General features: G+C 72.2%; 16 protein-coding genes. 12 read left to right on the forward strand and 4 right to left on the reverse strand.

All coding sequences use genetic code 11. From position 1 onward, the window contains the following. Positions 1–7: 7 nt before the first annotated feature. Positions 8–262, reverse strand: a complete 255-nt coding sequence (locus tag AB0L33_RS09580; protein ID WP_143621062.1) for a MoaD/ThiS family protein — start codon at positions 260–262, stop codon at positions 8–10. Between the two features lie 65 nt (positions 263–327). Then, positions 328–1,125 carry an alpha/beta fold hydrolase gene (locus AB0L33_RS09585; protein ID WP_365679446.1) on the reverse strand — a complete coding sequence of 266 codons (798 nt, stop codon included), beginning with the start codon at positions 1,123–1,125 and terminating at the stop codon, positions 328–330. 314 nt (positions 1,126–1,439) lie between these two features. Between AB0L33_RS09585 and AB0L33_RS09590 the strand changes: the two genes are divergently transcribed. The 5 genes from AB0L33_RS09590 (at position 1,440) to AB0L33_RS09610 (ending at position 6,685) form a co-directional block, all read left to right on the forward strand. Continuing rightward, positions 1,440–2,225, forward strand: coding sequence for a response regulator transcription factor (locus AB0L33_RS09590; RefSeq protein ID WP_365679311.1), 786 nt, complete (start codon positions 1,440–1,442; stop codon positions 2,223–2,225). Positions 2,226–2,249: 24 nt separating this feature from the next. After that, positions 2,250–3,290, forward strand: a complete 1,041-nt coding sequence (locus tag AB0L33_RS09595) for a LacI family DNA-binding transcriptional regulator (RefSeq protein ID WP_365679313.1) — start codon at positions 2,250–2,252, stop codon at positions 3,288–3,290. Between the two features lie 91 nt (positions 3,291–3,381). Then, positions 3,382–4,428: a trypsin-like peptidase domain-containing protein gene (locus tag AB0L33_RS09600; RefSeq protein ID WP_365679315.1), complete on the forward strand. Its 1,047-nt coding sequence runs from the start codon at positions 3,382–3,384 to the stop codon at positions 4,426–4,428. A gap of 68 nt (positions 4,429–4,496) precedes the next feature. Continuing rightward, entirely contained in the window at positions 4,497–5,228 is a 732-nt protein-coding gene (locus tag AB0L33_RS09605; protein WP_365679317.1) for a response regulator transcription factor, read from the forward strand. Further along, the gene (locus AB0L33_RS09610) at positions 5,225–6,685 is read left to right on the forward strand and encodes a HAMP domain-containing sensor histidine kinase (RefSeq protein WP_365679319.1); all 1,461 of its coding nucleotides are present in this window, start codon (positions 5,225–5,227) and stop codon (positions 6,683–6,685) included. The genes AB0L33_RS09605 and AB0L33_RS09610 overlap by 4 nt, the downstream gene beginning before the upstream one ends. Here the strand turns inward: AB0L33_RS09610 and AB0L33_RS09615 are convergent. Both AB0L33_RS09615 and AB0L33_RS09620 read right to left on the reverse strand, forming a co-directional pair. After that, the gene (locus tag AB0L33_RS09615) at positions 6,670–7,182 is read right to left on the reverse strand and encodes a peptidoglycan-binding domain-containing protein (RefSeq protein WP_365679321.1); all 513 of its coding nucleotides are present in this window, start codon (positions 7,180–7,182) and stop codon (positions 6,670–6,672) included. The genes AB0L33_RS09610 and AB0L33_RS09615 overlap by 16 nt on opposite strands. A 204-nt stretch (positions 7,183–7,386) precedes the next feature. Then, positions 7,387–9,228 carry a 5'-nucleotidase C-terminal domain-containing protein gene (locus AB0L33_RS09620; RefSeq protein ID WP_365679323.1) on the reverse strand — a complete coding sequence of 614 codons (1,842 nt, stop codon included), beginning with the start codon at positions 9,226–9,228 and terminating at the stop codon, positions 7,387–7,389. A 131-nt stretch (positions 9,229–9,359) separates the two neighbouring features. On the opposite strand from AB0L33_RS09620, the gene mshD reads away from it, so the two are divergent. From mshD to AB0L33_RS09655, 7 genes are all read left to right on the forward strand, one after another. Continuing rightward, the gene (mshD, locus tag AB0L33_RS09625) at positions 9,360–10,298 is read left to right on the forward strand and encodes a mycothiol synthase (RefSeq protein ID WP_365679325.1); all 939 of its coding nucleotides are present in this window, start codon (positions 9,360–9,362) and stop codon (positions 10,296–10,298) included. 91 nt (positions 10,299–10,389) lie between these two features. Continuing rightward, positions 10,390–10,800, forward strand: a complete 411-nt coding sequence (locus AB0L33_RS09630; protein WP_365679327.1) for a GntR family transcriptional regulator — start codon at positions 10,390–10,392, stop codon at positions 10,798–10,800. Then, complete coding sequence (locus AB0L33_RS09635) at positions 10,797–11,687, forward strand: ABC transporter ATP-binding protein (RefSeq protein WP_365679329.1); 891 nt, start codon at positions 10,797–10,799, stop codon at positions 11,685–11,687. The genes AB0L33_RS09630 and AB0L33_RS09635 overlap by 4 nt, the downstream gene beginning before the upstream one ends. Further along, a complete protein-coding gene (locus tag AB0L33_RS09640) occupies positions 11,684–12,634 on the forward strand; it encodes an ABC transporter permease (protein WP_365679331.1) in 951 nt (316 codons plus the stop codon). Before AB0L33_RS09635 ends, AB0L33_RS09640 begins: the two co-directional genes overlap by 4 nt. A 252-nt stretch (positions 12,635–12,886) precedes the next feature. Next, the gene (locus AB0L33_RS09645; protein ID WP_365679342.1) at positions 12,887–15,139 is read left to right on the forward strand and encodes an RNA degradosome polyphosphate kinase; all 2,253 of its coding nucleotides are present in this window, start codon (positions 12,887–12,889) and stop codon (positions 15,137–15,139) included. Then, the gene (locus AB0L33_RS09650) at positions 15,105–16,142 is read left to right on the forward strand and encodes a CHAD domain-containing protein (RefSeq protein WP_365679344.1); all 1,038 of its coding nucleotides are present in this window, start codon (positions 15,105–15,107) and stop codon (positions 16,140–16,142) included. Before AB0L33_RS09645 ends, AB0L33_RS09650 begins: the two co-directional genes overlap by 35 nt. After that, positions 16,139–16,570 carry an NUDIX hydrolase gene (locus tag AB0L33_RS09655; protein ID WP_365679346.1) on the forward strand — a complete coding sequence of 144 codons (432 nt, stop codon included), beginning with the start codon at positions 16,139–16,141 and terminating at the stop codon, positions 16,568–16,570. Before AB0L33_RS09650 ends, AB0L33_RS09655 begins: the two co-directional genes overlap by 4 nt. Positions 16,571–16,788 lie beyond the last annotated feature (218 nt).

Here is a 16,788-nt window from a genome sequence, read left to right on the forward strand (position 1 = left end):
CTGGGGTTCACCCTCCTGCGAACGGCGGGAGCACCTCGACCGTGCCGCCCTCGGCAAGGCGTACGGTCTCATGGCTCCGGGTCCCGACGGGGTCGCCGTCGATGAGGAACGAGCACCTTCGCAGTACGCGGCTCAGCTCGCCGGGGTGCCGCTCGCGCACCGCGTCGAGCGCCTCCTTGAGGGTCGCGGCGGCGTACGGCTCCTCCGCGGTCCCGGCCGCGGCCTTGGCGGCTGCCCAGTAACGGATCGTTCCCGCAGGCATGGCGGCGCTCCTTTCGTTCCGTTCCTCCGGTGCCGGTTCGGGGGACACCGGCCCCCCATCATGGTTCACCGTTGCGCCACCCAGTCGGCGATGCGGGTGAGCAAGGTCTCGTCGGCCGCGTTCTCCGCGTGCCCCATGCCGGGCTCCAGCCACAGCTCCGCCCCGTCGCCCGCGGCGGCGGCGAGCATGCGGGGGTGGTCGAGCGGGAAGTACGGGTCCCGGTCGCCGTGCACGATCAGCAGGGGCGTCGGGGTGATGAGGGCGGCCGCGCCGACCGGGGAGAGCGGGACCGGGTCCCACGCCTCGCGGTGGATGCGCGTGCGGAAGCCGTAGCGCCCGACGAGCCGTCCGGCGGGCCGGGTCACCATCCAGTGCAGGCGGCGCATCGGAGCCGTACCCCGGTAGTACCAGCGCGCGGGGGCGCTCACGGCCACGACCGCGTCCGCGTGCGCCCCCGTACGCGCTCCCGCGCGCTCCCCGTGCTCCGCAACGTCCCGGGCTTCGCCGTCCGCCCCCGGCGACGCGTACAGCGCCCCGTGCCGCAGCACCACCGAGCCGCCCATCGAGAAGCCGACGGTCACCACTCGCCGGTGTCCCAGCGAGCGCGCCCAGGCGACCGCCGCCGCCAGGTCCAGCACCTCGCGGTCGCCGACCGTGGAAAACCCTCCGGACCTGCCGTGACCCCGGAAGGAGAAGGTCACCACCGCCGCGTGCCGGGAGAACGTCCGCACCGCCCTGCGCACCGCCGGGCGGTCCACCGAACCGGTGAATCCGTGCGCGACGACGATCGCCGTTCCCCCGCCGTCATCCCCCGTACACGGGTCGTACACCGCCTCGATCCAGGTCCCGTCATCCGCCCGCAACGCGGCCCTCAGGGGCACTCGCGTGACCGAGCGAACAGCGAAATCCGGAATTCTCCCCTCTGACACAGAACTCATGTGGGTTATTCTCCTGTGAAGAGGATCCGGGCAGAGCAGCCCCCGGATCCTTTTGTGCTTTCCGGACGTTGTTACGGCGACGTTTCGACAAGCTCAGCAATGCCGTACGAAGCAGAGCCGCATACTCCCCCGGGCCCCGCCCGGGAGTGCCCCTCTCGCAGGGAACGAGGAGGACCGAACGTCATGGGCGAGCCGACTGTGCACCATCAACGACCGACGAACCGGGCAGGTGGACGGCGATGAGTTCTCTGCTGCTCCTGACCAATGCCCTCCAGCCGTCGACGGAGGTGCTTCCCGCCCTCGGCCTCCTGCTGCACAGCGTGCGCGTCGCACCCGCCGAGGGCCCCGCACTCGTGGACACCCCGGGTGCCGACGTCATTCTCGTGGACGGGCGCCGCGACCTGCCCCAGGTCCGCTCCCTCTGCCAGCTTCTGCGGTCCACCGGTCCCGGCTGTCCGCTGATCCTCGTCGTCACGGAGGGCGGCCTCGCGGCCGTCACCGCCGACTGGGGCATCGACGACGTCCTGCTGGACACCGCGGGCCCCGCCGAGGTCGAGGCGCGGCTGCGGCTGGCGACCGGCCGGCAGCAGATCACCGCCGACGACTCCCCCATGGAGATCCGCAACGGTGACCTCTCCGTGGACGAGGCGACGTACAGCGCGAAACTCAAGGGCCGGGTCCTCGACCTGACCTTCAAGGAATTCGAACTGCTGAAATACCTGGCGCAGCACCCGGGCCGGGTCTTCACCCGCGCCCAGCTGCTCCAGGAGGTCTGGGGCTACGACTACTTCGGCGGTACGCGCACGGTCGACGTGCACGTACGGCGGCTGCGCGCGAAGCTCGGCCCGGAGCACGAGTCGCTGATCGGGACCGTGCGGAACGTGGGCTACCGCTTCGTCGCCCCCGAGAAGGTCGAGCGGGCGGCCGAGGAGGCCAAGGCGGCCAAACGGGACGTCGCCCGTTCGGAGCAGTCGCACGTTGCCGAGGTCACGGAAGAAGCCCCGGTCCGGCCTGCCAAGAGGTAGTTCCATCCGCGTAGACTGCCGCGCGTGGCCAAGGTGACGCGGGACGATGTGGCGAGACTGGCGGGGACGTCGACCGCGGTGGTCAGTTACGTCATCAACAACGGACCCCGGCCGGTCGCCCCGGCCACGCGCGAACGCGTGCTCGCCGCGATCAAGGAGCTGGGTTACCGGCCCGACCGGGTCGCCCAGGCCATGGCCTCGCGGCGGACCGATCTCATAGGGATGATCGTGCCGGACGCCCGGCAGCCGTTCTTCGCGGAGATGGCACACGCGGTCGAACAGGCCGCCGCCGAGCGCGGGAAAATGGTCCTCGTCGGCAACTCCGACTACCGCGACGAGCGCGAGGTCCACTACCTGCGGGCCTTCCTCGGCATGCGGGTCTCCGGTCTCATCCTGGTCAGCCAGGGCCCCAGCGAGCGCGCCGCCGCGGAGATAGAGGCGTGGGACGCCCGGGTCGTGCTGCTGCACGAGCGGCCCGAGGCCATCGACGACGTCGCGGTCGTCACGGACGACATCGGCGGCGCCCAGCTCGCCACCCGCCACCTCCTGGAACACGGCAACGCGTACGTGGCCTGCCTCGGCGGCACGGAGGAGACCCCGGCCGTCGGCGACCCGGTCGCCGACCACGTCGAAGGGTGGCGGCGCGCGATGCACGAATCCGGCCGCTCGACGGAGGGCCGGCTCTTCCAGGCCCCGTACAACCGCTACGACGCCTATCAGGTGGCCCTGAAGCTGCTCTCCGGGCCGGACAGGCCGCCGGCCATCTTCTGCGCCACGGACGACCAGGCGATCGGCGTGCTGCGGGCCGCGCGCGAGCTGCGCATCGACGTGCCGGGCGAGCTGGCCGTCGCCGGATTCGACGACGTCAAGGAAGCCGGGCTGACCGATCCGCCGCTCACCACGGTCTCCTCGGACCGCCCGGCGATGGCACGGGCGGCGGTGGACCTGGTGCTCGACGACTCGTTGCGGGTGTCGGGGTCGCGGCGGGAGCGGCTGAAGCAGTTCCCCTCGGCGCTGGTGGTCCGCCGCTCGTGCGGCTGCGGAGAGCCGCCCGCGTCCGCCTGAGCCCCGCCCTTATACCGGGCATACGCGGTTCTGCCGGGCTTCTCAGGGCGCCCTCACGCTTCTCTCATCTTGGCCGGACAGGCTCATAGACATGACAGAGAGCCAGCGCCCGAGCGGCGAGTACCCGATGTACCCCTCGTACGGCAACGGCGAAGCGGCCTACCCGCCGCCGCCGTCATACCAACCCGCCCAGCCGGTCTTCCCGGACCCGGTGGGCCCGGCCTCCGAGCCGCCCGCCGCCCGCCGCCGGGTCCGCAGGCCGGTCGCGCTCCTCGCCGCGGTGGCCATCGCGGCGGCGATCGTCGGCGGCGGCACCGCGACGGTCATCGGCAGGCTCACCGACGACCCCGCCACCACGGCCGCGGGCAGCGGTGTCGTGCCGGGCACCACCGTCTCGCAGAGCGACAAGGGCACAGTGGCCGGTGTGGCCAAGGCGCTCTCCCCGACCATCGTGGAGATCGGCGCGACCTCGACGGCCGGCCAGTCCACCGGTTCGGGCGTGGTCATCACCTCGGACGGCGAGATCGTCACCAACAACCACGTCATCGCGGACGCCTCGCAGATCAAGGTGACCCTCAGCACCGGAAAGACGTACACCGCCGACGTCGTCGGCACCGACCCCGACAAGGACCTCGCGCTGATCAAGCTCCAGGGCGCGAGCGGCCTGAAGACGGCCACCCTCGGCGACTCCTCGCAGGTCGCCGTCGGCGACGAGGTCGTCGCGATCGGCTCGCCCGAGGGCCTGACCGGCACCGTCACCAGCGGCATCGTCTCCGCCCTCGACCGCGACGTCACGGTCGCCAAGGAGGGCGACAACGGCCGGAGCCAGGAGCAGCAGGGCGGCGGGCGCCAGTGGCCCTTCGAGTTCGGCGGGCAGCAGTTCAACGGCGACACCGGCGAGTCCACCACCACGTACAAGGCCATCCAGACCGACGCCTCGCTCAACCCGGGCAACTCCGGCGGTGCGCTGATCAACATGAACGGCGAGATCATCGGCATCAACTCCGCGATGTACTCGGCGAGCTCCGCGAGCGGCCAGGGCAGCTCCGCCGCGGGCAGCGTCGGCCTCGGCTTCGCCATCCCCGTGAACACCCTGAAGGCCGACCTCGACACCCTGCGGGCCGGGAACGGCTCCTGACCGTACGGGGCTGAGAAACTGGGGCCCCGCGCTCCGGCCCGTACGACCGAGAAGAGGACGAGACAGCGATGAGCCCCGCCGAAGACGATCCGCAGCGCATCCTGATCGTCGACGACGAGCCCGCCGTGCGCGAGGCCCTGCAACGCAGCCTCGCCTTCGAGGGATACGGCACCGAAGTCGCCGTCGACGGCATCGACGCCCTCGCCAAGGCGGAGTCGTACGCCCCCGACCTCATCGTCCTGGACATCCAGATGCCCCGCATGGACGGCCTGACCGCCGCACGCCGCATCCGCTCCACGGGCGCCACCACGCCCATCCTGATGCTCACGGCTCGGGACACCGTCGGCGACCGCGTCACCGGACTCGACGCGGGCGCCGACGACTACCTGGTCAAGCCGTTCGAACTGGACGAACTGTTCGCCCGCATCCGCGCGCTGCTGCGCCGCAGCTCGTACGCGACGGCCTCGGGCGGCCCCGTCCCGGACGACAACGTGCTGTCCTTCGCCGATCTGCGCATGGACCTCTCGACCCGCGAGGTCATGCGCGGCAACCGGCGCGTGGAGCTGACCCGTACCGAATTCACGCTCCTGGAGATGTTCCTCGCCCACCCCCGCCAGGTGCTGACCCGCGAGCAGATCCTCAAGGCCGTATGGGGCTTCGACTTCGAGCCGAGCTCCAACTCCCTGGACGTGTACGTGATGTACCTGCGCCGCAAGACGGAGGCCGGCGGCGAACCACGCCTCGTCCACACCGTGCGCGGTGTGGGGTACGCGCTCCGCTCGGGCGGGGGCGACGGATGACGGGGCCGCTGCGACGCGTCCGCGCGCTGCCGCTCCGCTCCCGCCTCGCGCTGCTGGTCGCGACGGCGGTCGCGGCGGCAGTCGCGGCGGTGGCGGTGGCGTGCTGGTTCGTGGTGCGGGAGCAGCTGGAGGAGCGGCAGGACGAGACGTTGCGCGCGTCCACGGTCGACCAGGAGTACCTGGTCAGCCTGTACCAGTACTGCAAGCGCACCACCAAGCTGCAGCCCCCGCCCTACACCGGCCTCACCGTCCAGCTCATCGACGGCCAGGGCAACGCCTGCGTCGCCCCCGGCTCCCCCGAACTCCCGATCACCGCCGACGACCTCGCGGTGGTCGGCGGCAACCAGCCCGGTCCGCTGCACACGGAGACCGCGTCCGACGGTGCGAAGATGCGCGCCTTCACCTACCCGGTGACTGCGACACGCGGGCCCGGACTCGACCAGCCCCGGGTCGACCTCGGCGTCACCATCGCGCGGCCCCTGAGCGAGATCGACGAACCGCTCTCCACCCTCGCCTGGGTCCTCGCCCTCGTCGGCGGCATCGGCGTCATCGGCGCCGGCGCCGCCGGCCTCTGGGTCGCCCGGTCCGGGCTGCGCCCCGTGGACGAGCTCACCGAGGCCGTCGAGCACGTGGCCAGGACCGAGGACCTGAGCGTCCGCATCCCCGTCGAGGGCGAGGACGAGATCGCGCGGCTGTCCCGGTCGTTCAACTCGATGACCGCGTCCCTGGCGACCTCCCGCGACCGGCAGGCCCAGCTCATCGCGGACGCGGGCCACGAGCTGCGCACCCCGCTCACCTCGCTCCGGACCAACGTGGAGCTGCTGGCCCGCAGCGACGAGACCGGCCGGGCCATCCCGCCGGACGACCGCAGGGCCCTGATGTCCTCGGTGAAGGCGCAGATGACGGAGCTGGCCGCGCTCATCGGCGACCTCCAGGAGCTGGCCCGCCCGGACGCCGCCCAGCCGGGCCCGCTCCAGGTGGTGGCCCTGCACGACATCACCCGGGCCGCCCTCCGCCGCGCCCGGCTGCGCGGTCCCGAGCTGACGATCACGGAGGACCTGGCCCCCTGGTACGTACGCGCCGAACCGGCGGCCCTGGAGCGGGCGATCGTCAACGTCCTGGACAACGCGGTGAAGTTCAGCCCGTCACGCGGCACGGTCGACGTGGTGCTGCACCGGGGCCGCCTCACGGTCCGCGACCACGGCCCCGGCATCCCCGCCGACGAACTCCCCCACGTCTTCGAACGCTTCTGGCGCTCCCCGTCCGCCCGCCAGCTCCCGGGCTCGGGCCTGGGCCTGTCGATCGTGGCCCGCACCGTCCAGCAGTCGGGCGGCGACATCGCCCTCACCCCGGCCCCGGGCGGCGGCACGGAGGCGGTGATCAACCTCCCGGGGGCGCCACAGCCGCCGCCGGACGGGGTGGGGAGCGGTGACGCAGCCGATCAGCAGTGGTCGTAGTAGGCGTGGCGCTCCGTGGTGCCGATCCAGACGATCCAGTGTCCGCTCGCATCGCGGTCGGCGAGCGGGCGGTAGCTGGACTGCGGGGAGTCGTAGCGGATGATGCGCTGGCCGTAGATGTTCGTTCCGGCGTCCTTCAGGTACTTGCCCGCCTTGGTGAACGTGTTCTTCCCCGGCACCCCGTCGGCCGTCAGGCCGTGCGCCTTCTGCCACTTCTTCGTGGCCGCGAGGGTGTCGGCGCCGAAGGAGCAGTCCACCGCGTCCGCGGCGTAGGGGCCCAGGTAGCCGTCGTTCCAGAGGATGGTCTGCCACACCGCGACCGCACCGCTGCGGTCCCCGTAGTGCAGAGGTCCTTCGTCGTTCAGGTCGTCCAGAACCGACCCGGTTCCCGAGATGTACCCCGAGGAAGCCGAAGCGCTGGCCGGGGTACTGATCGTCAGCGCGCCGGCGAGCGCGAGGGCGATGGCTGTGGCACCGACATACAGCTTGCGTGTCACGACTGCTCCGATCATCGTTTCGCCAAAGGGAGGAAGCCCTCGCCGGACGACGGCGACTTCAGGCCAGAGACTAGAAGCGGCCGGGGGCGTCGGATGTGTCGTACGTGCGCGGGTGTTTGTCGAGCGTGCACGGCGGCAGGTCACCCGCACGCGTGCCGAGGGCCCGCCACCTTCCGGTGACGGGCCCTCGGTGCGGGACGCGTGTTACTTCACGACCGTGATCCGGTCCGTCACCGGCGGGGCCAGCGGGGACGCGGCCGTGGAGTGCGCGGCCAGGTAGGCGTTGAACAGGTCCAGGTCGGAGGCGCCGACCAGCTTGTTGGTGCCCGCGCCGAGGGCCGCGAAGCCGTCGCCGCCGCCCGCCAGGAACTCGTTCATCGCGACGCGGTACGTCCTGCCCGGGTCGATCGCCTCGCCGTTCAGCCGGATCGTGTCCGTGACGACGCGGTCCGCGCCGGACTTGGTCATGTCCAGCGTGTAGGTGAGGCCCTTGGAGACCTGGAGGATCTTCGGGCTCGCCTCGTTCGAGCCGCTGACCTGCTGCTGGAGGGCGCTGACGAGCTGGGCGCCGGTCAGGTCCACGACGTTCATCATGTTGGTGAACGGCTGCACGGTGAACGACTCGCCGTAGGTGACGACCCCGTCGCCCTCACTGCCGGACGCCTTGTAGACCAGGTCCGAACGGATGCCGCCCGGGTTCATGAAGGCGACGACCGCCCCGCCCTTGTCCGCCGGGGCCAGGCCCTCCAGCTGGGCGTCGGCGATCAGGTCGCCGAGCGGCTTCTCCAGGGCCGTGGAGCCGCGGCCGTCGATGTCGGCGGAGATGTAGCCCTGCGGCCGGTTCGAGATCGGGGCCGCGAGCGTGTTCCAGCGGGCGATCAGTTTCGTCATGTCCTTGGCGGGCTTCTGGTCGCGGCTGACGAGGTGGTTCGCGGAGACCGGGTTCGACGGTGCCGGGTGCTTCGCGCCCTCCTTGCTGCTGCCCTCCACCGCCGTGCGCACGATGTCGCCGGTGCGGCGGTCGTACGTCAGCGTCGTGTCCGTGTACAGCCGGCCGAAGGAGGCCGCCGAGGTGACCAGGCGCGGGTTGCCCGCGGGGTCCGGGATGGTGCAGACGTACGCCTGGTGGGTGTGGCCCGTGACCAGGGCGTCCACCTTCGGCGTGATGCCCTTGGCGATGTCCGTGATCGGCCCGGAGATGCCGTCACCGGCGCCCGGGCTGTCGCAGTCGTAGTTGTATGAGGAGGAGGCGGGCAGACCGCCCTCGTGGATGAGCGCGACGATCGACTTCACGCCCTGGCGGTCCAGCTCCTTGGCGTACTTGTTGATCGTCTCGACCTCGTCGTGGAACTTGAGTCCCTTGACGCCGTTGGCCGTCACGATGTTCGGCGTGCCCTCCAGGGTCACCCCGATGAAGCCGATCTTGACGCCGTTCTTCTTCCACACGGTGTACGGCTTGAGGATCGGCTTCCCGGACTTCTCGTCCGTCACATTGGCCGCGAGGTACGGGAAGTCGGCGCCCTGGAACTTCTTGCCCTTCTCGTAGCACCCCTCGACCGGGTGGCAGCCACCGTTCTGCAGGCGCGCCAGCTCGGTCGCGCCCTCGTCGAACTCGTGGTTGCCGACGCTCGTCACGTCGAGGTCGATCTTGTTCAGCGCCTCGATGGTCGGCTCGTCGTGGAAGAGCCCCGACAGCAGCGGGCTCGCGCCGACCATGTCGCCGCCGGCCGCGGTGATGGAGTACGGGTGGCCCTTGCGGGCGGAGCGCAGCGAGGCGGCGAGGTACTCCACGCCGCCGGCCGGGACCGGCTTCACCGAGCCGTCGGGCTGTGTCTCGTTGACCGTTCCGGACGACCCGGCCGGCGGCTCCAGGGTGCCGTGCAGGTCGTTGAAGGACAGCAGTTGGACGTCGACGGTCGAGGCCGGCGTGTGGTGCCCGTGGGCGTCGGCCGGCATGGCGGCGACGAGCGCGCCCACGGTGGCAAGACCGGCCGCGGCGGCGAGCACCCGCCGTGACGCCCGGTTCTTCTGCGGTGTCGCTGACATCGGTCCCCTTGTGAGTTCAGCGGGTGAAGTACGAGCCGCAGCCTAGAGTCAACGCGCGTAGCGCGACAGGTGTACGGGGTTACGAAGTGGTTGCCGACCGGTGCGGGCCGCAGCCGCATACGCTCGTACACATGACGACAGACGCACCCCTCCCCGCACCCGGACGCGAGATCCAGACCCTCGACACCCTCTCCCCCGACCAGGCCGCGGCCGTGCTCGACCTGCTCGCCGAGGCCGCGCGGGCCGACGGCCGGCAGGCCGTCTCGGAGCAGGGCCGTCTGCAACTTCGAGGCGGACAGCGCGAAGGCGTACGGCACTTCCTGCTGACCGCCGGAGGCGTGCTCGCCGGGTACGCGCAACTGGAGGACACCGACCCCGTGGAGGCACCGGCCGCCGAGCTGGTCGTGCACCCCTCGCACCGGGGCCGCGGCCACGGCCGCGCGCTCGGGGCCGCCCTGCTCGCCGCCACCGGGAAGCGGCTGCGGGTCTGGGCGCACGGCGGGAAGGCCGCGGCGCGCCATCTCGCCCAGGTCCTCGGCCTCTCCCTGTTCCGGGAACTGCGCCAGCTGCGCCGCCCGTTGAGCCCGCTGAACCTCTCCGACCCGGTCCTCCCCCCGGGCGTCGCCGTGCGCACCTTCGTCCCGGGCGAGGACGACGCCGCCTGGCTCGCGGTCAACCGCGCGGCCTTCGCCCACCACCCCGAGCAGGGCTCCCTGACCCAGCGCGACCTGGACGACCGCAAGGCCGAGCCCTGGTTCGACCCGAAGGGCTTCTTCCTGGCCGAGCGCGAGGACGGCGCGGGCGGCGCGGAGCTGATCGGCTTCCACTGGACGAAGGTGCACGCCGAGGAGCAGCTCGGCGAGGTCTACGTGGTCGGCATCAGGCCCGACGCGCAGGGCGGCGGCCTCGGCAAGGCCCTCACCGCGATCGGCCTGCACCACCTGGCGGCGGAGGGCCTGCCGACCGCGATGCTCTACGTCGACGCGGACAACCCGGCGGCGCTCGCGGTGTACGAGCGCATGGGCTTCACGACGCACGAGGTCGACCTGATGTACCGCACGGAGTCCTGACCCTTCCTCAACTTGCCCGGGGGCGGCTTCGCTTGACGCCGCCCCCTCCCTTACGACACCCTTTCACTACTCAATTAGTGAAAGGGTGAAGATGGCAGAGTCCGCGGCAGTCGAGTTCCGCATCGACCGGCGCAGCGGCGTCGCCACCTACCTCCAGATCGTCCAGCAGACCAGACAGGCCCTGCGCCTGGGCCTGCTGGAACCGGGCGACCGGCTGCCCACCGCCCGGGAGGTGGTCGAGGCGACCGCGATCAACCCGAACACCGTGCTCAAGGCGTACCGCGAGCTCGAACGCGAAGGGCTGGTCGAGGCCCGGCGCGGCCTCGGCACCTTCGTCACCCGGTCGCTCGGTGGCGCGGCGGCCGCCGACGACTCCCCGCTGCGCGCCGAGCTCACCGCCTGGGCGGGCAGGGCGCGGGCGGCCGGACTCGAACGCGACGACGTGAGCGCGCTCTTCACCGCCGTACTGGACAGCACATTCGAGGGGGAACAGGACCGATGACAGGTACCGCGCTGGAGGCCGAAGGGCTCGGCATGAGATACCGGGGCCGCGGAGGCGGCTGGGCGCTGCGGGACTGCACGTTCCGGCTGCCCGCCGGAGCCGTCTGCGCGCTCGTCGGGCCGAACGGCGCCGGGAAGTCCACCCTGCTCGCCCTGGCGGCGGGTCTCCTGCGGCCGGCCGAGGGAACGCTGCGGGTCCTGGACTCGGCGCCCGGCGAGACGCGTGCCCGGATGGCCTACGTGGCCCAGGACAAGCCGCTCTACCCGCAGTTGACGGTCGCCGAAACCCTGTGGGCCGGTGCGGAGCTGAACCCGGTCGGCTGGGACCGGGAGGCGGCGGCGCGCATCGCCGAACCGCTGCCCCCGGGCATGAAGGTCCGCGACCTCTCGGGCGGTCAGCGCACCCGGCTCGCCCTCGCCCTCGCGCTGGGCAAGCGCGCCGAACTGCTGCTTCTGGACGAGCCGATGGCCGACCTCGATCCCCTCGCCCGCCACCAGTTGATGGGCGCCCTCATGGCCGAGGCCGCCGAGCACCGGACGACCATCGTGATGTCCTCGCACATCCTCAGTGAGCTGGAGGGCGCCTGCGACCACCTCCTCCTGGTGGACGGCGGCCACATCCGCCTCGGCGGCGAGACGGACGACCTGATCGCGGCGCACGCCGTCCTCACGGGCCCGGTCCGCGACCTGGCCCCGCACACGGTGATCGAATCCCGCACGACCGGCCGCGCCCTGACCGCCCTGGTCCGCCCGGAGGGGGCGGTCGACCCTGCCTGGGAGCGATCCGAGCCCACCCTGGAGGAGCTGTTGCTCGCCCACCTGCGCTCCCCGGAGGCCCCGGCGCTGCTCACCCCGAGCACGACGAGCCGTCAGGCGGTGGCGGCATGAGCGCGCTTGCCCTGCGCGCCCCGGCGCGCGTCGTCGTACGCATGCAGCGCCGTGCCCTGTGGGCGGGCGGCATACTCGTGGTCCTCGGCATCGCCTTCGTGATCGGGCTGCGGATCTGGGTCGCGTCCGGGCACGAGAACTGCCCGGACGGCGACACCACGCGCTGCGGCGACGGCACCTATCTGGCCACCTACGCCCGCAGCGCGACCCAGACCTACCTGTCGGGTGGGGGGGCCGCCCTCCTGGTGCTCTCCGTGCTCATCGGGGTCTTCGTCGCGGGCCCGCTGATCGCCCGCGAACTGGAGAACGGCACAGTCCGCTTCGCCTGGGCCCAGTCGGTCTCACCCGCCCGCTGGCTCGCGGCCCGGCTCGCCCTGCCGGCCGTCCTGGCGACCGCCGGCGTGACCGTGCTGGTGCTCGTCTACCGGTGGGGCCGGTCGGGCGTCCTCGGTGACTCTCCCTACGAACTCAGCTGGTCCCGAAGCGGCGTCTACCCCGCCCTCGGCCCGGTCGCCCTCGCCTACGCCCTGTTCGCCGTCGCCCTCGGAGCGCTGTGCGCCGTCCTCGTACGCCGCACGCTCCCGGCCATGGCCCTCACGGCCGTGGTCCTGGGCACGGTCATGTACGGCTTCGGCAAGCGGCGCTACGAGCTTTGGCCCGCCACCCGCGGCCTCGGCCACGACCCGTGGCCCAGCGGCAACGCGTGGCCCGTCGAATCGGGCATGCTCACCGCCTCGGGCAAGGAGCTGTACTGGAAGGATTGCTTCGCCAGGGGCACCGCGGGTCCGGACTGCCTGAAGGACCAGGGCGGGGTCACCAGCTTCGTCGACTACCACCAGGCCTCCCATTTCTGGCCCCTCCAGCTCATGGAAACCGGCATCCTGCTCGTCCTGGCGGCAGCCGCCACCGCCCTCGCCTTCCGGGTCCTGCGCCGCTACCACGCCTGAGCCGTTTCCAAACCCGTCCGGGGCCCCTGCCCCGGACGGGACCCCCACACACGGCCACCCACCGCTTCCCGCACGTCATGTCGTCGTAACCACGCATTCAGACGGCCTTGCGACCCTCGCAGGATGCAGCCAGCTGTGCCGTCCCCCCGCAACGGGCGAAATACCGGCAGAACGCGCCCCGACCGCGCCGTCCACGCGATCTCGTCCTCCTCCGACGCGCCCCCGGAGCGCTCCGGGCGGAACAATGGGCTCATGAGCCAGCAGCCCAGCTCCGAGGTCCCGGTCCAGCCCGCCGCCCAGCCCTCCGTCGGTGCCCTCGCCGCACACCGGCCGCATGCCGTCGCCGCCTCCGGGAGGAGCGCGGCCCTGTCCACCGCCGCCGATTTCGACCCCGACATCGACGCCGACGCCGACGCCTACGAACCCGAGGTGGACGGCGACGAGCTGCCGCAGGGCCGCTTCCTGGACCGGGAACGCAGCTGGCTCGCGTTCAACGAACGCGTCCTCGAACTGGCCGAGGACCCGACCACGCCCCTCCTGGAGCGGGCCAACTTCCTGGCGATCTTCGCGTCGAACCTGGACGAGTTCTTCATGGTCCGGGTCGCCGGCCTGAAGCGCCGCATCGCGACCGGGGTCGCCACCCGGTCCGCATCCGGCCTCCAGCCCCGCGAGGTGCTGGACCTGATCTGGACCCGCTCGCGCGAGCTCATGGCCCGGCACGCCGCCTGCTACCAGCAGGACGTCGCCCCCGCCCTGTCCGACGAGGGCATCCAGCTGATCCGCTGGCCGGAGCTGACCGACAAGGAGCAGGCCCGGCTGTTCACCTTCTTCCGGCAGCGCGTCTTCCCCGTCCTCACCCCCCTCGCCGTGGACCCGGCCCACCCCTTCCCGTACATCTCCGGCCTGTCGCTGAACCTCGCCGTCGTCGTACGCAATCCGGTCAGCGGCCACCGCCACTTCGCCCGGGTCAAGGTGCCGCCGCTGCTGACCCGCTTCCTGGAGGCGTCGCCCCAGCGCTACGTCCCCATAGAGGACGTCATCGCGGCCCACCTGGAGGAACTGTTCCCGGGGATGGAGGTGCTGGCCCACCACATGTTCCGGGTCACCAGGAACGAGGACCTGGAGGTCGAGGAGGACGACGCCGAGAACCTCCTCAAGGCCCTGGAGAAGGAGCTGATGCGCCGCCGCTTCGGCCCGCCGGTCCGCCTGGAGGTCGAGGAGTCCATCGACCCGTACGTGCTGGACCTGCTGGTCCGCGAGCTGAAGGTGTCCGACGCCGAGGTCTACCCGCTGCCGGGTCCCCTCGACCTCACCGGCCTCTTCGGCATAGCGTCACTGGACCGCCCCGAGCTGAAGTACCCCAAGTTCATCGCGGGCACCCACCGCGACCTCGCCGAGGTCGAGTCCGCGTCCGCCCCGGACATCTTCGCCGCCGTGCGCGAGCGCGACGTGCTGCTGCACCACCCGTACGACTCCTTCTCCACCTCCGTCCAGGCGTTCCTGGAACAGGCGGCGGGCGACCCGGACGTCCTCGCGATCAAGCAGACGCTGTACCGGACCTCCGGCGACTCGCCGATAGTGGACGCCCTCATCGACGCCGCCGAATCCGGCAAACAGGTCCTCGTCCTGGTCGAGATCAAGGCCCGCTTCGACGAGCAGGCCAACATCAAATGGGCGCGCAAGCTCGAAGAGGCGGGCTGCCACGTCGTCTACGGGCTCGTCGGCCTGAAGACCCACTGCAAGCTCTCCCTCGTCGTCCGCCAGGAGGGCGACACCCTGCGCCGCTACTCGCACGTCGGCACCGGCAACTACCACCCCAAGACGGCCAGGCTCTACGAGGACCTGGGGCTGCTCACCGCCGACCCGCAGGTCGGCGCCGACCTCTCCGACCTCTTCAACCGGCTCTCCGGCTACTCCCGCCGCGAGACCTACCGCCGCCTCCTCGTCGCCCCCAAGTCGCTGCGCGACGGCCTGGTCGCCCGCATCACCAAGGAAGTCACGCACCACCGCGCGGGCCGCCCCGCCTACGTACGCATCAAGGTCAACTCGATGGTGGACGAGGCGATCATCGACGCCTGCTACCGGGCCGCCCAGGCCGGCGTCCCCGTCGACATCTGGGTGCGCGGCATCTGCGCGATCCGCCCCGGCGTCACCGGCCTCTCCGAGAACATCCGGGTCCGCTCGGTCCTCGGCCGCTTCCTCGAACACTCCCGGGTCTTCGCCTTCGGCAACGGCGGCGAACCCGAAGTCTGGTTCGGCAGCGCCGACATGATGCACCGCAACCTCGACCGCCGCATCGAGGCCCTGGTCCGGGTCACCGACCCCGCCCACCGCGCCGCCCTCAGCCGCCTCCTGGAGACCGGCATGGCCGACACCACCTCCTCCTGGCACCTGGGCCCCGACGGCAACTGGACCCGGCACTCCGTGGACGCGGACGGCAAACCCCTGCGGCACGTACAGGAAATGCTCATTGACGCCCGGAGGCGCCGGCGTGCGACGCCCTGACCACCACACCCAGGCCGCCGCCCCGGCCCACGCCCCCGGCATCACCGGCGTGAACGCCGGGGCCGTCCTCGGCCCCTATCTGCGCACCCAGGCCGCCGACTTCCTGCGCAGCCTGCGCCTGCACCGCGAGAACACCGCCCCCACGGACGCCGGAACGCGCGCCGCCGAACAGGCCGCCACCGCACTGCGCCGCTCCTCCCGCCGGATCGGTGCCACCCTGCGCACCTTCCGCACCGCGCTCGACCCGCTCTGGGCGGAGCAGCTGCGCACCGAACTCTCCTGGCTCTCCGGCACCCTCGCCCGCGAACACGCGTATGCGGACCGGCTCACCCGGCTCCTGGAAGCGCTGCACGGCCTCTCCGGCGCCCCCGTCCTCCCGGCCGCCCGTACCGGCGACTCCACGGGAACGGCCCGCCCCGTGCTCGGCGTCGGCGCCGCCCGCGCCGGCGCCCTGCTGGAACGGCAGCTCACCCTCGCCCGGACCCGCGCCCACTCCGCCGCCCTCCAGGCCCTCGGCTCCTCCCGCTTCCACGCGGTGGCCGACGCCGTCGCGCTGCTCGCCTCCGAGGTCCCGCTCTCCCCCGCCGCGGCCGGCCCCGCCGGTGACGTCCTCGCCGAACCCGCGGACCGGGCGGAGCAGCGGCTGCTCGCGGCCGTCGCCGCGCTGCCCTCCGACGAGTCGGCGGAGCCGTACAACGAGGCGCACGACGCGCCCTGGCACCAGACCCGGCTGCTGCTCCGGCTCCACCGCTACGCCCACGAGGTGGTGCACGGCGCCCCCGACCCGGTCCTGGCCGCCCCGGGCCGCGCCCTCGACCTGCACCGGGACGCGGCGGAGGCGGCCGCCGCGGCCGCCACGGCCGCCCGCACCCCGAGGATCGCCCCGGCGACCGCGTACGCCCTGGGCGTGCTCCACGCCGACCAGCGCCACGAGGTGGAGGCGGCGCGCGCCGTCTTCCGCGAGAGCTGGGCCTGTGCGACGACGGGGGCGGCGCGGTCGTGAGCGGCACGGTGCGGGCGGCGGGCTGCGTCCTGTGGCGCCGGCCGCCCGCGCCCGCCGGGGGCGTGGAGCTGTGCCTCGTCCACCGGCCGCGTTACGACGACTGGTCGTTCCCCAAGGGCAAGCTGAAACGCGGCGAGTCCCCGCGGGAGGCGGCGGTCCGCGAGGTCCTGGAGGAGACGGGCCACCACTGTGTGCCGGGGGCCGTGCTGCCCATGGTGCGGTACGTCGCGAACGGGCGCCCGAAGGAGGTCACGTACTGGTCCGCCGAGGCCACCGCGGGCTCCTTCGCCCCGAACCACGAGGTGGACGCGGTGCTGTGGCTGCCGCCGGCGGCCGCCCGCGAGCGTCTGACCCAGCCGCGCGACCGCGAGGTGCTGGAAGCGGCACTGAGGACACTGCCGCAGAACCCCAGCCCGTCCGGCGTTTGAGGACGGAACCGGCGCCCGCGACCGGGCCGCTCACGCGTGTTTCGCCGCCCCGGGGCCCGGGAACCTCGTCGCCCCGCACGGTTCACCCCCCGTTCACTCACCCCCGTAAACCACGTCACCTGTTCTGCCTAATTTCAGACCTACCGGGTGCAGCGATCAGCCACTGCACCGCCCGCGTCGCACGCCGCCCGCAAGCAGCCGCGGCGGCTTCTGGAAGG

Source organism: Streptomyces sp. NPDC052299 (assembly GCF_040679335.1).
GTDB lineage: Bacteria > Actinomycetota > Actinomycetes > Streptomycetales > Streptomycetaceae > Streptomyces.

Bases quoted from the DNA above. Each gene is read 5' to 3' on its own strand.
- AB0L33_RS09590 (WP_365679311.1), top strand. From the start codon at position 1,440: ATGAGTTCTCTGCTGCTCCTGACCAATGCCCTCCAGCCGTCGACGGAG.
- AB0L33_RS09580 (WP_143621062.1), bottom strand. From the start codon at position 262: ATGCCTGCGGGAACGATCCGTTACTGGGCAGCCGCCAAGGCCGCGGCC.
- AB0L33_RS09630 (WP_365679327.1), top strand. From the start codon at position 10,390: ATGGCAGAGTCCGCGGCAGTCGAGTTCCGCATCGACCGGCGCAGCGGC.
- AB0L33_RS09605 (WP_365679317.1), top strand. From the start codon at position 4,497: ATGAGCCCCGCCGAAGACGATCCGCAGCGCATCCTGATCGTCGACGAC.
- mshD (WP_365679325.1), top strand. From the start codon at position 9,360: ATGACGACAGACGCACCCCTCCCCGCACCCGGACGCGAGATCCAGACC.
- AB0L33_RS09600 (WP_365679315.1), top strand. From the start codon at position 3,382: ATGACAGAGAGCCAGCGCCCGAGCGGCGAGTACCCGATGTACCCCTCG.
- AB0L33_RS09620 (WP_365679323.1), bottom strand. From the start codon at position 9,228: ATGTCAGCGACACCGCAGAAGAACCGGGCGTCACGGCGGGTGCTCGCC.
- AB0L33_RS09640 (WP_365679331.1), top strand. From the start codon at position 11,684: ATGAGCGCGCTTGCCCTGCGCGCCCCGGCGCGCGTCGTCGTACGCATG.
- AB0L33_RS09635 (WP_365679329.1), top strand. From the start codon at position 10,797: ATGACAGGTACCGCGCTGGAGGCCGAAGGGCTCGGCATGAGATACCGG.
- AB0L33_RS09610 (WP_365679319.1), top strand. From the start codon at position 5,225: ATGACGGGGCCGCTGCGACGCGTCCGCGCGCTGCCGCTCCGCTCCCGC.
- AB0L33_RS09645 (WP_365679342.1), top strand. From the start codon at position 12,887: ATGAGCCAGCAGCCCAGCTCCGAGGTCCCGGTCCAGCCCGCCGCCCAG.